Below are 16,408 nucleotides of genomic sequence, written 5' to 3'. Positions count from 1 at the left end.
GCGGTGTCACGGCATGCCCAGTTCGTTGTCGATGAAGTCGAAGAGTTCGTCGTCGGACGCGGTGTCCATCCGTTCCTCGACCGCCCCGTCCGGGGTGCCGGGGGCCGGGCACAAGGTCTCCAGCAGGTCCCGCAGCCGGTCCGTGAGCGCGGTGCGTACGCGGTCGTCGGGCGCACCGGCGCGCAGCGCGGTCTCCAGCCGGTCGAGTTCGGCGAACCCGGTGGACGCGGTGGACGCGGTGGCGGCCGCCGGTGTGCCGCTGTCGGGCGGGGGCGTGAGCTCCTCCGCGAGTCGGCGGGCGATCGCGGCGGCTGTGGGGTGGTCGAAGAGCAGGGTGGCGGGCAGGTGCAGACCGCAGGCGGCGCGGAGCCTGTTGCGCAGTTCCACGGCGGTCAGGGAGTCGAATCCCAGGTCGAGCAGGGGCTGTTCGGTGGCGACGTCGGCGGGGCCGGCGAAGCCGAGGACGAGGGCGGCGTGGGTGCGGACCAGGTCGAGGAGGGTCCGGTGGCGCCGTTCCTCCGTCAGCCCGGCGAGGCGTTGCCGCAGGGCGTCCGCGGTGTCGGGGGTACCCGCGGCGGCCCCTTCCCCGGTGGCGGTGGGCCGGGCGGGGGTGCGGACGAGGGAGCGCAGGAACGCGGGGACTCCCCCGGACGTGTTCCGGGCGTCGACGGCGGCGGTGTCGAGCCGCAGCGGCAGCAGGGCGGGCGCGTCCAGGCCGGTGGCCGTGTCGAAGAGCGCGAGCCCCTGGGCGGGGGTGAAGGCGACGATGCCGCCGCGGGCGATCCGCGCGAGGTCGGCCGGGCCCAGTTGTCCGGTCATGCCGCCGCCGGTGGCCCACAGGCCCCAGGCCAGCGAGGTGGCGGGCAGACCACGGGCGCGGCGGCGGTGGGCGAGGGCGTCGAGGAAGGCGTTGGCGGCGGCGTAGTTGGCCTGTCCCATGCCGCCGAAGACGCCCGCGACGGAGGAGAAGAGGACGAAGTGGGTGAGGTCGAGGCCGGTGGTCAGCTCATCGAGGTGGAGCGCGGCGTCGGCCTTGGGGCGCAGCACCCGGTCGAGCCGGTCGGGGGTGAGGTCGGTGACGACGCCGTCGTCGATGACGCCCGCCGTGTGCACGACGCCGGTCAGCGGGCGGGGCAGAGCGTCCAGGAGGGTGCGCAGCGCCTCGCGGTCGGCGGCGTCGCAGGCGGCGACGGTGGTGTGGGCGCCGAGCGCGGTGAGTTCCGCCGTGAGTTCCGCGGCACCGGGGGCGGCGGGGCCGCCGCGGCTGGTGAGGAGCAGGTGGCGGACGCCGTGCCGGGTGACCAGATGGCGGGCGACCAGGGCGCCGATGGAGCCGGTGCCTCCGGTGATCAGGACGGTGCCCTCGGTGTTCCAGGCCCGCTCGTGCGGGGGCAGCGAGCCGGGTACCCGGGCGAGGCGGGCGGCGTGGACCGTTCCGGAGCGCAGGGCGAGCTGGGGTTCGCCGGTCGCGAGGGCGGCGGCGAGAGCGGCGCGGGAGCGCTCGTCGCCGTCGGTGTCGACGAGGACGAAGCGGTCGGGGTGTTCGGTCTGCGCGGACCGGATCATGCCCCAGACGGCGGCGTGCGCGGGGTCGGTGACGTCGTCGCCGGGGTCGGTGGGGACGGCGCCACTGGTCACGAACGCGAGTGTCGAGCGGGCGTACCGCTCGTCGGCGAGCCAGGCGCGGACGAGGCTCAGGGCGCGGTGGGTGGCCTCGTGGACGGCGGTGACCGGGTCGGGTGGTGCGGCACCGGAGCCGTCGGCGGTATCGGCACGGGCGGTGGCACCGGTGGGGCCGGGCAGGGCGGTGGCGGCGGGCCCGTCGGTCGTGCGGGTGGAGCCTGTGCCGTCGGCCGGATCGCGGGGGCTGCCCGCGCTGTGCGCGCTGTCCGCGTCGTCCGGACGGCCGACGCCAACCGGCAGGGACGTGGTGCCGGGTGGCGTCCCCTCCGGTGTACGGGTCGCGTCGGCGCCTTCCGTGGCCCCGGCGATGCGCGCGGCAGCGTCCGCGCCGTCCGGGAGTCCCGTACCACCGCCGACGTCAGCGGGGTCGGCGTCGTCCGTGGCACAGGTGACATCCGGGAGGGACGTGGTGACCGGCCCGGCGCCGTCGCCCGTACCGGCGGAGGCGGCGCTGCCCGTGGCGCCGATGGCTCCGGGGACACTGGCGCCTCCTGGCAGGCCGGTGCTGACAGCACCGGCCCCATCCACCGCATCCACCGATGCGATGGCGCCCGCCGTAGCGGCGGCGCTGCCCGCGGCTGCGGGGCCGCCCGGCGGGGCCGTGCCCGGCAGGGTGGTCACCACCAGGTCGGGGACGGGGGCGCCGGCGTCGATCGAGGCTCGCAGGGAGGCGAGGGTGGTGTGCACGGCGGCGGGGGTGAGCGCGGCCGTCGCCCGGCCGGGGGCGAGTACGGCGACGGAGCGGGCCGGAACCGACGGGGGCGGGGGTGTCCCGGGGAGGGCGGGCCAGGTCAGGCGGAACAGGTCCGCGTGGGGGCGGGTGGCCGCCGCGTGGACGCGGTCCGGTGTCACCGGCCGGAGGACCAGGGAGCGGGCGGAGGCCACCGGGCGGCCCGTGGGGTCGGTCACGGTCAGGGCGACCGCGTTCCGTGCGGTGGGTGTCATGCGCAGGCGCAGGGCGGACGCGCCCACGGCGTGCAGCCGCACACCGGTCCAGGTGAAGGGCAGCCAGCCCTGCTCGCTGTCGTCGAGCACACCGAAGGCGAGGGAGTGCAGCACGCTGTCCAGCAGGGCCGGGTGGAGGCCGTAGCGGCCCGCGTCCGGCTGCTGTTCCCCGGGCAGCCGCGCCTCCGCGCAGATGTCCGTACCGTGGCGCCAGACGGCGGTGAGGCCCTGGAAGGCCGGGCCGTAGACGAACCCGGCGGCGGCGAAACGTTCGTACACGCCGTCGACAGCGACCGGCTCGGCACCGGCGGGCGGCCAGACGGCCGGGTCCACCGTCGGGGAGGGGGGCGGGGACGGTGTGCCGGGGGCGAGGACACCGCTCGCGTGCCGGGTCCACGGCTCGTCGGGCGGGGCGTTCTCCGCCCGTGCGTGGACGGCGAAGGCCCGGCCGCCGGTGGCGTCGGGGGCCCGGACGGTGAGCTGGAGGGTGGCCGCTCCCCGCCGGGGCAGGACCAGGGGTGTTTCCAGGGTGAGTTCCGCGACCTCGGCGCAGCCGGTGCGGTCGCCCGCGTGGACGGCGAGTTCGAGGAAGGCGGTGGCGGGGACGAGGGCTTCACCGTGGACGGTGTGGTCGGCGAGCCAGGGGTGGGTGTCCGCCGAGACCCTGCCGGTGAGGAGGAAGCCGTCTTGGTCCGCGAGCGGGGAGCCCGCGCCGAGCAGCGGATGACCGACGGGGAGGAGTCCCGCCGCGGGCAGGTCGCCCACCGTCCGGGTGGGAGGGAGCCAGTACCGTTCACGCTGGAACGCGTAGGTGGGCAGCGCGGCGGGAACGCGGTCGGCGCCGGTGAACAGTTCCGGCCAGGCGACCGGTGTGCCGTGGACGTGCAGCCGCGCGAGGGCGGTGGTCACCGCGAGGGCTTCCCCGGTGGCTTCCGCCGCGCCTTCCGCCGGGGCTTCCGTCATGGCTTTGGCTTCCGCCGCGTCGTCGCGCAGCAGACAGGTCAGGACGGGGCTGTCGCCGCTCCTCCCGTCGAGGCAGCCCCGGACCAGGGAGGTCAGGGCTCCGTCGGGTCCCAGCTCCAGGAAGGTGGTGGCGCCCTCGGACTCCAGGGTGCGTACGGCGTCCAGGAAGCGCACCGTCCCGCGGGCGTGGCGGACCCAGTGGCCGGCATCGCGCAGTTCCTCGGGGGTCGCGACCGTGCCGGTCAGGTCGGAGACGACGGGGATGCTCGGCTCGTGGTAGGCGATCTGTTCGGCGACGGTGCGGAAGTCGTCCAGTACGGCGTCCATGTGCGGCGAGTGGAAGGCGTGGCTGACCTTGAGCCGTTTGGTCCTGCGGCCCCGTGCCCGCCAGTGGGCGGCGATCTCCTCGACGGCTTTCCCGTCGCCGGAGAGAACGGTCGCGGTGGGGCCGTTGACAGCGGCGAGAGCCACCTCGTGTTCCCGGCCCGCCAGGTGGGGCAGCAGCTCGTCCTCGGAGACGGTGAGCGCGACCATGGCGCCGCCCCCGGGCGCGGACTGCATCAGTCGGCCGCGGGCGGCCACCAGCGCGGCGGCGTCCGGCAGCGACAGCACTCCGGCGACGTGCGCGGCGGCGATCCGGCCGACGGAGTGGCCCGTCACCAGGTCCGGGCGGACGCCGAGGGAGCCGACGAGGCGGTGGAGGGCCACGCCGACGGCGAACAGCGCGGGCTGGGTGTACTCCGTGGTGTCGAGGAGGGCCGCGTCGTCCGTCCCGGCGGCGGCGTCGACGATCTCGCTCAGCGGACGGTTGAGGAAGGGGTCGAGCTCGGCGCAGACCTCGTCGAAGGCGTCGGCGAAGACGGGGAAACAGGCGCGGAGTCCGGCGCCCATACGGGGGTGCTGGCTGCCCTGTCCGGGGAAGAGGAAGGCGGTTCTGCCCGTCGTCGTCGGGACCGTGCCGGTGACGACGGCGGCGGTGGGTCTGCCGGTGGCGAGTGAGGTCAGGGCGGCGATCAGCGCGGCCCGGTCCGCGCCGACGAGGGCGGCGCGGTGGTCGAAGGCGGCGCGGCCGGTGGCCAGGGTCCCGCCGACGGCGGCAGCGTGGAGCCCCGGGTCGGCGGTGACCCGTGCCAGGAGCCGTGCGGCCTGCGCCCGCAGGGCGTCCTTGTCACGTGCGGAGAGCAGCCAGGGCGACGGACCGGGCAGACCAAATCCGGCCACGGCGGTCGACGTCCCGGGGGGCCGTTCCGGGGCGGACGGCTTCCGTACGAACGGCTCCGACACGGTCGGTGGCGGCGGCACCACGGTGCTCGGCTCCGATCCCGGTACGGCCTGCTCCGGTACGGGTGGTTCCGCCATGGTCGGTGTCCGCGCGGCGGACGGGGCCGGCGGGTGTTCCAGGATGGTGTGGGCGTTGGTGCCGCTGACACCGAACGACGAGACGGCGGCCCGGCGCGGGTGGCCTCCGTCCGGCCAGGCGGTGGGCTCGGTCAACAGCCGCACGGCACCCGCCGACCAGTCCACATGGGGGGTCGGCCCGTCGATGTGCAGGGTGGCGGGGAGCGTGCCGTGTGCCATGGCCAGAACCATCTTGATGACGCCCGCGATACCGGCGGCGGCCTGGCTGTGGCCGATGTTCGACTTGAGCGAGCCGAGCAGCAGCGGCCGGTCGGCGGGGCGTTCGCTGCCGTAGGTCGCCAGCAGTGCCTGTGCCTCGATCGGGTCGCCGAGGCGGGTGCCGGTGCCGTGCGCCTCCACCGCGTCGATGTCGGCCGGGTTCAGACCGGCAGCGGCGAGCGCGCTGCGGATGACGCGTTGCTGGGAGGGGCCGTTGGGGGCGGTGAGCCCGTTGCTGGCGCCGTCCTGGTTGACGGCGGACCCACGGATCACCGCCAGGACCGGATGACTGTTGCGGCGGGCGTCGGAGAGGCGTTCCAGGAGCACCAGGCCCGCTCCCTCGGCCCAGGCGGTGCCGTCGGCGGCGGCGGCGAACGGCTTGCAGCGGCCGTCGGGTGCCAGGCCGCGCTGACGGCTGAACTCGACGAACGCGTCCGGTGTGGCCATGACGGTGACCCCGCCCGCGAGCGCCAGGGAGCATTCGCGGTCGCGCAGCGCCTTGGCCGCCAGATGGACGGCGACGAGGGAGGAGGAGCAGGCGGTGTCGACGGTGACGGCGGGGCCTTCGAGACCGAAGGTGTAGGCGATGCGGCCGGAGGCGACGCTGCCCGCGCTGCCGATGCCGAGGTAGCCCTCGAACTCCTCGGAGGGTTCGGTGACGCGGGAGCCGTAGTCGCGGTGGCTGGAGCCGACATAGACGCCGCTGTCGCTGCCCCTGACGGTCCGGGGGTCGACACCGGCCCGTTCGAACGCCTCCCAGGCGAGTTCCAGGAGCAGCCGCTGCTGTGGGTCGATGGTCAGGGCCTCGCGGGGGGAGATCCCGAAGAACGCGGGGTCGAAGTGGTCTGCCTCGTACAGGAATCCGCCGTCGCGGGTGTAGGTCCGCCCGACGCGTCCGGGGTCCGGGTCGTAGAGGCCCTCCAGGTCCCAGCCCCGGTCGGTGGGGAAGCCGCCGATGGCGTCCTTCCCGTCGGCGAGCAGGTCCCAGAACTCCTCGGGGGTGGTGACGCCGCCGGGGAAGCGGCAGCTCATCGCGACGACGGCGACGGGGTCCTCGTCCCGGGCGGTTTCGTGCGCCCCGGTCACGGCGGCGGACGGGACGGCCGTGGAGGCTGGGATGGCCGGGGCGGGGCCGGCGGGGCCGGGCAGCTCCCCGAGGAGATGGTCGACGAGCGCTTCGGTGGTGGGATGGTCGAACACCAGGGTGACGGGCAGGCGCAGCCCGGTGGCCCCGGCGAGCCGGTCGCGCAGTTCGACCGCGGTCAGCGAGTCGAAGCCGAGGTCCTTGAAGGCGCGTTCCGGTGCGATGGCTCCGGGGTCGGTGTGGCCGAGGACGGCGGCGGCCCGTTCCCGGACGAGGCCGGTGAGTTCCTCCCGCCGCCCGGTCGGGGTCAGAGCGGACAGACGGCGGACGAGGGCGCTCTCCTTCCCGTCGTCCCGCCCCGGCGCCGCCGCGTTCCGGGCCAGGGCCTGCCGTACCCCGGGAAGGTCGCCGAGTGCCGCGCTGGGGCGCAGGGCGGTGTAGGCGCGGACGAAGCGGTCCCAGGCGAAGTCGGCGACGATCAGCCGGGTCTCGTCGTCGTCCAGCGCCTGCCACAGGGCGTCGAGGGCGTGTTCGGGGTCCATGGCGGGCAGTCCGTCGCGGATCAGCCGGGCGCGGACCTCGTCGGATGCCGCGCCACCGCCGTCCCACAGGCCCCAGGCGAGGGAGGTGGCGGGCAGGCCGCGGGCGCGGCGTTCCTGGGCCAGGGCGTCCAGGAAGGCGTTGGCCGCGGCGTAGCTGCCCTGGCCGGTGCCGCCGAGGGTGCCCGCGAGCGAGGAGAAGAGGACGAACGCGGTGAGGTCCGCGCCGCGGGTCAGCTGGTCGAGGTGGAGCGCGGCGTCGGTCTTGGGGCGGAGCACGGCGGCGGCGCGTGCGGGGGTGAGTGTGTCGAGGACACCGTCGTCGAGGACTCCGGCGGCGTGGAAGACGGCGGTGAGGGGGCGTTCGGCGGGGATGGCGGCGAGGAGCCGGGCGAGGGCGTCGCGGTCGGCGGTGTCGCAGGCGGCGACGGTGACGTGGGCGCCGAGCGCGGTGAGTTCCGCCGTGAGTTCCGCGGCACCGGGGGCGGCGGGGCCGCCGCGGCTGGTCAGGAGGAGGTGGGCGGTGCCGGTGCGGGCGAGTCGGCGGGCGGTGTGCGCGCCGAGTCCGCCCGTGCCGCCGGTGACGAGGACGGTGCCGTCGGGTGTCCAGCCGGGACCGTCGGGTTTCGGCCGCGGTCCGGCGTGGCTGAGGCGGCGGCCGAACATCCCGGAGGCGCGCAGGGCGAGTTGGTCCTCGGCGCGCTGGGCGAGGGCTGCGGCGAGCCGGGCGCGGGCCCGTTCGCCGAGCTGCCCGGGGAGGTCGACGAGGCCGCCCCAGCGTTCGGGGTACTCGACGGCGGCGACGCCGCCGAGGCCCCAGACATGGGCCTGGAGGGGGGCGGTGAGCGGGTCGGAGCGGCCCACTCCGACGGCTCCGCGGGTCACGCACCACAGGGGGGCCCTGGTGCCGGTGTCGCCGAGCGCCTGGAGCAGGGCGGTGGTGAGCGCGAGGCCGAGCGGGAGCGCGCTTCCCGCGACGCAGGGGGTCTCCGCCAGGGCGAGCAGGGAGAGGACTCCGGTGGCCTGTTCCTTGGGGGTGAGGCCGCGCAGCCGGGCGGCGAGCCGGGTGCGGTCGGTGTCGGCGGCGTCGAGTTCGACGAGGACGGGGGTGGCGCCGTGGTCGCGCAGTGCGCGGACGCAGTCCGCGGTGGCCGAATCCTGGGTGGCGCCGGTGGGCACGGCCACCCACCAGGTGCCGGTGAGGGCCGGGGCCCGGTCCTGGGGCAGGGCCTTCCAGGTCACCCGGTGGCGTCGGCCGTCGAGGACGGATTCGACGCGCCGGGTGCGCAGCCAGTCGTTCAGGGCGGGGACGACCGTGCCCATCGCCGCGCGGGTGCCGGGGTCGTCGAGGCGGAGGGCGGTGGTGAGCGTGTCCAGGTCCTCGTTCTCGACGGCTTCCCAGAACCGGTCGCCGACGGGGTCCGCGGCGCTTGGGCCGCCTGCGGCGGGGGTGCGGGGTTCCAGCCAGTAGTGGCGCTGCTGGAAGGCGTAGGTGGGGAGTTCGCAGGGGCGGGCGGCGGTGCCGTCGAAGACCGCGTTCCAGTCGACCGGGTGGCCGAGGGTGTGCAGTTCGGCCAGGGAGGTGAGGAACCGGTCGGGTCCGCCCTCGCCCCGGTGGAGGGTTCCGACGACGCCGCCGGGGCCGCCGTCCGCCTCCAGGCTCTCCTGGAGCCAGACGGTCAGGGTCGGGTGGGTGCTGATCTCGACGAAGGCGCGGTGGCCCGTGTTGAGGAGGCTGCGGACGGCTTCCGCGAAACGGACCGTCGTCCGCAGGTTGCGGTACCAGTACGTGGCGTCGAGGGCGGTGGTGTCGAGGAGACCGCCCGTGACCGTCGAACAGAACGGAACCCGGGACGGGCGCGGCGCGATACCGGACAGCAGCGTGAGCAGATCCTCACGGATCTCACCGATCTGGGGCGAGTGCCCGGCGAAGTCGACCCCCGGAACCCGCCAGCACAACACACCCTCGTCCGCCAGACGGGCGTGCAACCCGTCCAGGGCCTCCGGGTCACCGGACACAGTCACCGACGACGGGCCATTGACCGCCGCCACCGACAACCGCCCCTTCCAGCCACCGATCCGACGCTCCGCCTCAACCGGCGGAAGCGGGACATACAACATCCCACCCCGGCCGGTCAGCCCCCGCAGCACCCGGCTCCGCAGCGCCACCACTCTCGCCCCGTCCTCCAGCGACAGCGCACCCGCCACCACAGCCGCCGCGACCTCACCCTGCGAATGACCCACCACCGCCACCGGCACCACCCCATACCCACGCCACACCGACGCCAGCGACACCATCACCGCCCACAACACCGGCTGCACCACATCCACCCGGTCCACCCACGAAGCCCCGGAAACCCCCCGCACCACCTCCGTCAACGACCAGTCGACAAACGGACCCAGGGCCCGCTCACACTCCGCCATCCGAGCCGCGAACACCCCACAACCGTCCAACAACCCCACCGCCATCCCCACCCACTGCGACCCCTGACCCGGAAACACGAACACAGGGCGTGGGTCGTGCAGGGCGGTGCCACGGACGGTCCGGGGGGCGGTGCCACCGTTGATCAGGGTGTCGAGTCCGGCGAGGAGCGTGTCCCGGTCGCCGCCGACGACGGCGGCCCGGTGCTCGAAGGGGGTGCGGGTGGTGGCCAGGGACCAGCCGATGTCGGCGGGGCGTGGCGACGGTTCGCGGATGAGGTGGGCGCGCAGCCGTACGGCCTGGTCGCGCAGAGCGTCCTCGGTCCGGCCGGAAAGCACCCATGGGACGGCGGGGTCCCCGGGGGCGGGGGGTGCTGCCGGGGGCTCGGCAGGCGGTTGTTCGACGATGATGTGGGCGTTGGTGCCGCTGAGTCCGAAGGAGGAGATCCCGGCGCGGCGCGGGCGGCTGTTCGCGGGCCAGGGAGTGGTTTCGGTCAGCAGAACGACCGCTCCGCTCGACCAGTCGACGTTCGGTGTCGGTTCGTCGATGTGCAGGGTCGCGGGGAGCGTCCCGTGTGCCATGGCCTGGACCATTTTGATGATGCCCGCGACTCCGGCGGCGGCCTGGGTGTGGCCGATGTTCGACTTCAGCGAACCGAGCCACAGCGGACGGCCCTCCGGCCGCCCCTGACCGTAAGCAGCGAGCAGAGCCTGCGCCTCGATCGGGTCGCCCAGGGTGGTGCCGGTGCCATGGGCCTCGACGGCGTCGACGTCGGCGGCGGTCAGGCGGGCGGCGGTGAGGGCTTCGGCGATCACGCGCTGCTGGGCGGTGCCGCTGGGGGCGGTGAGCCCGTTGCTGGCACCGTCCTGGTTGACGGCGGACCCACGGATCACCGCCAGGACCGGATGGCCGTTGCGCCGCGCGTCGGACAGCCGTTCGAGAAGGACGAGGCCGACGCCCTCGGCCATGCCGAAGCCGTCGGCGGCGGCGGAGAACGACTTGCAGCGGCCGTCGGGCGCCAGGCCGCGCTGGCGGCTGAAGCCGGTGAACGTGAGGGGGCTGCCGATGACGGTGGCGCCGCCCGCGAGCGCGAGGGAGCATTCGCCGTTGCGCAGCGCCTTGGCCGCCAGATGGACGGCGACGAGGGAGGAGGAGCAGGCAGTGTCGACGGTGACGGCGGGGCCTTCGAGACCGAGGGTGTAGGCGACCCGGCCGGAGAGGACACTCGTCGAGATGCCCGCGACGAAGAGCCCTTCGAGTTCGCCGGGGACGTCCCGCAGACCGCCGCCGTAGCCCTGGTAGGCGGCGCCCGCGAAGACGCCGGTGCGGCTGCCGCGCAGGGTGCGCGGGTCGATACCGGCCCGTTCCAGCGCCTCCCAGGACGTCTCCAGGAACAGCCGCTGCTGCGGGTCCATGGCCAGCGCCTCGCGCGGGGAGATGCCGAAGAAGTCCGCGTCGAAGCGGCCCGCGTCGTGGAGGAATCCGCCCTCCCGGGTGTACGAGGTGCCCGGCGCGCCGGAGTCCGCGTCGGCGTCGTAGAGGTCGTCGAGGTGCCAGCCCCGGTCGGCGGGGAGTGCGGAGATCACGTCCCGGCCGTCGGCGACGAGCCGCCAGAGCTCTTCGGGGGTGTCGGCGCCGCCGGGGTAGCGGCAGCTCATGGCGACGATGACGACGGGGTCGGCGGTGTTGTCCGCGGTGGGGTGCGGGGGCGGCGGGGCGGGGGCGGGGCTCTCGTCGCCGAGGAGACGGGTCCGCAGATGGCGGGCGAGGGCGGTGGGCGACGTGTGGTCGAAGACGACGGTGACGGGCAGCCGGAGCCCGGTGGCCTCGTTCAGCCGGTTGCGCAGTTCCACGGCGGTCAGGGAGTCGAAGCCGAGGTCGCGGAAGGCGCGGTCGGGGGTGACGGTGTCGGGCGTGTCGTGGCCGAGGACGGCGGCGGCCCGGGTGCGGACGAGGTCGGTCAGCAGCAGGTCGCGCTCGGGACCGGTGAGGTCGCGGAGCCGGTCGCGCAGCGGGGCGGGGGCCCCGCCGGCGGTGTCGGCGGGTGTGTTGGGGTCCGGTTCGAGTGCGGCGCGGGCCTCGGGGACGGAACCGATGAGGGGGCTGGGACGGCCGGTGGTGAAGACCGTGGCGAAGCGGCTCCAGTCGATGTCGGCGACGAGGACCACGGTTTCGTCGTGGTCGAGGATCTGCTGGAGCGCGGCGGCGCAGAGCGCGGGCGGCATGAAGAGGACGCCTTGGGCGCGCAGTTGTTCCTCGGCGAGCCCCGCGGCCATGCCGCCGCCGTGCTCGGGGCTCCAGATGCCCCAGACCACGGAGGTCGCGGTCAGCCCGCGGGCCCTGCGGTTCTCGGCGAGGCCGTCGAGGCAGGCGTTCGCGGCGGCGTACGCGCCGTGGACCGCGCTCCCCCACACGGCCGAGACCGACGAGAACAGGACGAACGCGTCGAGGGTGTCCCGGTCGAACAGGGCGTCGAGGTGTGCGGCGCCGCCCGCCTTGGCGTGGAGGGTGGTGGCGAACTCGTCGAGGTCGGTGTCGTCGAGCGCGACGAGCGAGCCGCCCGCCGCCGCGTGCAGGACGGAACGGATCGTGCAGCCGTCCCGTTCCAGGCCGTCGACGAGCGCGGCCAGCGCGTCGCGGTCCGTGATGTCGCAGGCGGCCACGGTGGTGCGGACGCCGAGCGCGGTGAGTTCCGCGGTGAGTTCCGCGGCACCGGGGGCGGCGGGGCCGCGGCGGCTGACGAGGACGAGGTGCTCGGCGCCGCCGCGGGCGAGGCGGCGGGCGAGGTACGCGCCGAGACCGCCGGTGCCGCCGGTGATCAGGACGGTGCCGCGCGGGGTCCAGGTGCGCCGGGGCGCGGCGGCGGCCAGGGGGGCGCGCAGCAGCCGTCGGCCGTGGACGCCGGTGGCGCGGACGGCGATCTGGTCCTCGTCGCCGTGGCGGCCGGAGAGGACGGCGCACAGCCGGGCCGCGGCGCGGGCGTCGAGGTCGGCGGGGAGGTCCACCAGGCCGCCCCAGCGCCGGGGGTGTTCGAGGGCGGCGACCCGGCCGAGACCCCAGGCGGTGTTCTGGGCGGGGCTGACGGGTCCGTCGGCACGGCCGGTGGAGACCGCGCCACGGGTCGCCCACCACAGGGGGGCGTCGATTCCCGCGTCACCGAGGGCCTGGACGAGGGCCAGTCCGAGGGCGGTGCCGACGGGGACCGACGGGTGGCGGGGGTGCGGGCGTTCGTCGGTGGCCAGCAGCGACAGCACACCGGCCGGTGGCCCGGCGGCGGCCAGAGCCGCGCGGAGCCGGGCCGCCAGCGGCCCCCGTTCGGTCTCGGTCCCGTCAAGGGTGATCCGGGTGACGGCGGCTCCGGCGTCCCTGAGGGCGCGGAGACAGGCCGGGATTTGCCCGTCGGCGGCGGACGGCGCGGGCACCAGAACGAGCCAGGTGCCGGTCAGGTGGGCGCCCGGCGCGTCGGGCAGCGGCTGCCAGCCGATCCGGTAGCGCCAGGACTCGACGCGGGCCCGGTGGGCGGCCTCCTCGGCGCGGCGTTCCCGCCAGTCGGCGAGCGCGGGCAGCACGGCGCTCAGCGGCTCCTCGGGGCCGACGCCGAGCGCCGCGGTCAGCTCCGGCAGGTCGCCGGTGCGGACGGCTTCCCAGAAGCGCTTCTCCACGGGGTCGGCACGCTCCGCCGGTGCGGCCGGTGCGGTGGGGGCGGCGGCGCCCGTGGTCGGGGTGTGTTCCAGCCAGTAGGGGCGACGCTGGAAGGCGTAGGTGGGCAGGCCGACGGCGGTGGTGTGACCCTCGAACAGGCGCTCCCAGTCGGGCGACAGACCACGGGTGTGGGCCTGCCCCAGCGCGAGCAGGAAGCGGCGGAGGCCGCCGTCGTCGCGGCGGAGGGTGGAGAGCACGGTGATCCGCCGACCGGTTCCGGCGGGCTCGGCGTCCGGCTGCGCGGGGAGGGCGGCAGCGGACGTCCGGTGCTCCGGGGCGGCGGGCGCCGTGGGGTGCGCTTGCCCCGGTGAGCCGGTGGGCGGGGTGGGCCGCTGCTCCGGACCCAGCGGCTCGGCGGGCTGCTGATCCGGGCCGGTGGCCGCTCCGGTCGTCCGTGCCTGCGGGGCCGTGGCCCCGCTCGGCGGCTGCTCGGGACCGGTGGCTCCGGCTGTCTGCGGGCCCGGGTGGGCGGCCTCCACCAGCCGCCGTTCCGCGCCGGTGGCCGCGGTGGACGGCTGTGCCGGGCCGGTGGCCGTCCTGACCGTCCGTGGCGGCGGGCCGGTGGCCCCGGCCGGCCGTTGTCCCGAGCCCGTGGCGGCGGGCTGCGCATGCCCCGGCGGGGCGGTGGGCGCGGTGAGGCGGCTCTCCGGGCCCAGGGGCGGCCCGGCCGGCAGTCCGTCCGGATCAGCGGGCTCGACGGGCTGCCGCGCCGCGCCGACGGCATCCGTGGTCTGCTCCGTGGGGCCCGTAGCGGCAGCGGGTCCCGGGTGCCCCGGCAGGGCGGACCGGTCCGGGGGTGGTGTGGGGTGGTGCGCTGTGTCCGTGCCGAGGTCCGTGCCGAGGGTTTCGGCTGTCTGTTCCATGCCGGGGGTGAGCACCGGGTGAGGGCTGATTTCCACCAGGTACGTGTGTCCCCGGTGCAGCAGGGCGCGGATGGTCTCGTCGAAACGTACGGTCTGCCGGAGGTTGCGGTACCAGTACGCGGCGTCGAGTGCCGTGGTGTCGAGCGGGCGGGCGTCGACGGTGGAGTGGAACGGGATGCCGGACGGCCGGGGGGTGATGTCGGCGAGCGCGGTGTGGAGTTCCTCGCGGACCTCCTCGACCTGCGCGGAGTGGGCGGCGTAGTCGACGGGGACGATCCGGGCCCGGATGTCCTGGGCCGTGAGCGCGGCGACCACGCCCGCGATGGCCTCGGGGTCGCCGGAGAGCACGGTGGCGGAGGGCCCGTTGACGGCCGCGACGGACAGCCGGTCGCCCCAGGGCTCCAGGTGGCTGTCGAGCGCGGTGGGCGGCAGTGCCACGGAGGCCATGCCGCCGCGGCCCGCCAGCCGGGACAGGGCGCGGCTGCGCAGGGCCACCACCCTGGCGGCGTCGTCGAGGGTGAGGGCCCCGGCGACATACGCGGCGGCGATCTCCCCCTGGGAGTGACCGACGACCGCGTCCGGAACCACACCGCACGAACGCCACAACTCAGCCAAGGACACCATCACCGCGAACAGGACCGGCTGCACCACATCGACACGCTCCAACGACGGAGCACCCCGAACACCACGCAACACAGCCGTCAGCGACCAACCCGTAAACGGCACAAGAGCCCGCTCACAAGCGGCGATCCACTCCGCGAACACCACCGACCCGGCAAGAAGAGAACGCCCCATACCGAACCACTGCGACCCCTGCCCCGGAAAGACGAAGACGGTCTTCCCGGAGGGGCCGGTGGTGCCCCGGACCAGCCGGGGGGAGGCGGTTCCGGCGGCGAGGGCCGCGAGCCCCTCGGTGAATCCGGCCCGGTCGTCGGCCACGACGACGGCGCGGTACTCGAAGGCGGTACGGGCGGTGGCGAGGGCGCGGCCGATCGCCCCGTCGTCCTCGTGCTGCCCCGACGGGTCCTTGAGCGCGGTCAGCAGACGGCGGGCCTGGTCGCGCAGGGCGTTCTCGTCGCGGGCGGAGAGGGCCCACGGCAGCGGGCCGGGCGGCGCGACGGGTGTGCCCCGGGGCGCGTGGCCGGGCGGCGCGGCGGGCGCGTTCCGGGGCACGTGGCTGTCCTCGGCGGTCCGCAGCGGGGTGGTGTCGGGGGCCTGTTCGAGGATGACGTGGGCGTTCGTCCCGCTCACACCGAACGCGGACACGCCCGCCCGGCGCGGCCCCCCACCATTCGCCCAGGGCCGGGATTCGGCCAGGACCCGGACAGCGCCCCGGGTCCAGTCGACGATGGGTGTCGGCTCGTCGATGTGCAGGGACTTCGGCAGCACGCCGTGGCGCATCGCCATCACCGTCTTGATGACGCCGCCGACGCCCGCCGCGGCGGAGGTGTGGCCGATGTTCGACTTCAGCGAACCGATCCACAGCGGACGGTCGGCGGGGCGTTCGCTGCCGTAGGCCGCCAGCAGTGCCTGTGCCTCGATCGGGTCGCCGAGGCGGGTGCCGGTGCCGTGCGCCTCCACCGCGTCGATGTCACCGGGGGTGAGGCGCGCGTCGGCGAGGGCTTCGGCGATCACGCGCTGCTGGGAGGGGCCGTTGGGGGCGGTGAGACCGTTGCTGGCACCGTCCTGGTTGACGGCGGAGCCACGGATCACCGCCAGGACCGGATGGCCGTTGCGCCGCGCGTCACAGAGGCGTTCCAGGGCCAGGACGCCGACACCCTCGGCCCAGGCGGTGCCGTCGGCGGCGGCGGCGAACGCCTTGCACCGGCCGTCCGCCGACAGGGCCCGCTGTCGGCTGTAGGCGACGAACGCGTCGGGGGTGGCCATCACCGCGACACCGCCCGCGAGCGCCAGTGCGCACTCGCCGCCACGCAGCGCGCGGACCGCGAGGTGCAGCGCGACGAGGGAGGAGGAGCAGGCGGTGTCGACGGTGACGGCGGGGCCTTCGAGACCGAAGGTGTAGGCGACCCGGCCGGAGAGGACGCTGGTGGCCGTTCCGGTGTCGAGCAGGCCCTCGATCCCGGGGAGGTGCCGGGACCCGCTGCCGTAGTCGTTGCGCATGCCGCCGATGAACACACCGGTCCTGGTGGAGCGCAGCGCCGCGGGGTCGATGCCCGCCCGTTCGACGGCCTCCCAGGAGGTCTCCAGAACGAGCCGCTGCTGCGGGTCCATGGCCAGCGCCTCGCGGGGCGAGATGCCGAAGAAGGCGGCGTCGAACCCGTCCGCGTCGTGGAGGAACCCGCCGTGCCGGGTGGACGAGGTGCCGGGGTGGTCGGGGTCGGGGTGGTAGAGCGCCTCGGTGTTCCAGCCGCGGCCCGCGGGCCACTCGGTGATGGCGTCGGTGCCGCCGCGGACGAGTTCCCACAGCCGCTCGGGGGTGTCGGCGCCGCCGGGGTAGCGGCAGCTCATGGCGACGATCGCGACGGGTTCGTGGCGGGCCTCCTCGGCTTCGCGCAGCCGTCGTCGGGCGTCTCCCAGGTCCGTGGTGGCGCGCCTGAGGTAGGCGAGGAGCTTGTCGCTGTCGGTCATG

General features: G+C 75.5%; 1 protein-coding gene. It reads right to left on the bottom strand.

Going from position 1 to position 16,408, the window contains the following annotated elements; genetic code table 11:
- Positions 1–6 precede the first annotated feature (6 nt).
- On the bottom strand, positions 7–16,407 hold the full coding sequence (locus CRV15_RS28050) for a type I polyketide synthase (protein ID WP_003959185.1): 16,401 nt from the start codon (positions 16,405–16,407) through the stop codon (positions 7–9).
- Between the last annotated feature and the right edge of the window lies 1 nt (position 16,408).

This window comes from Streptomyces clavuligerus, assembly GCF_005519465.1.
Lineage (GTDB): Bacteria > Actinomycetota > Actinomycetes > Streptomycetales > Streptomycetaceae > Streptomyces > Streptomyces clavuligerus.
The sequence above is the reverse complement of the archived record's forward strand: the minus strand, read 5'-3'. Positions and strand labels throughout refer to the sequence as shown.

Coding starts and splice junctions, on each gene's coding strand:
- CRV15_RS28050 (WP_003959185.1), bottom strand. CDS start 16,407: ATGACCGACAGCGACAAGCTCCTCGCCTACCTCAGGCGCGCCACCACG.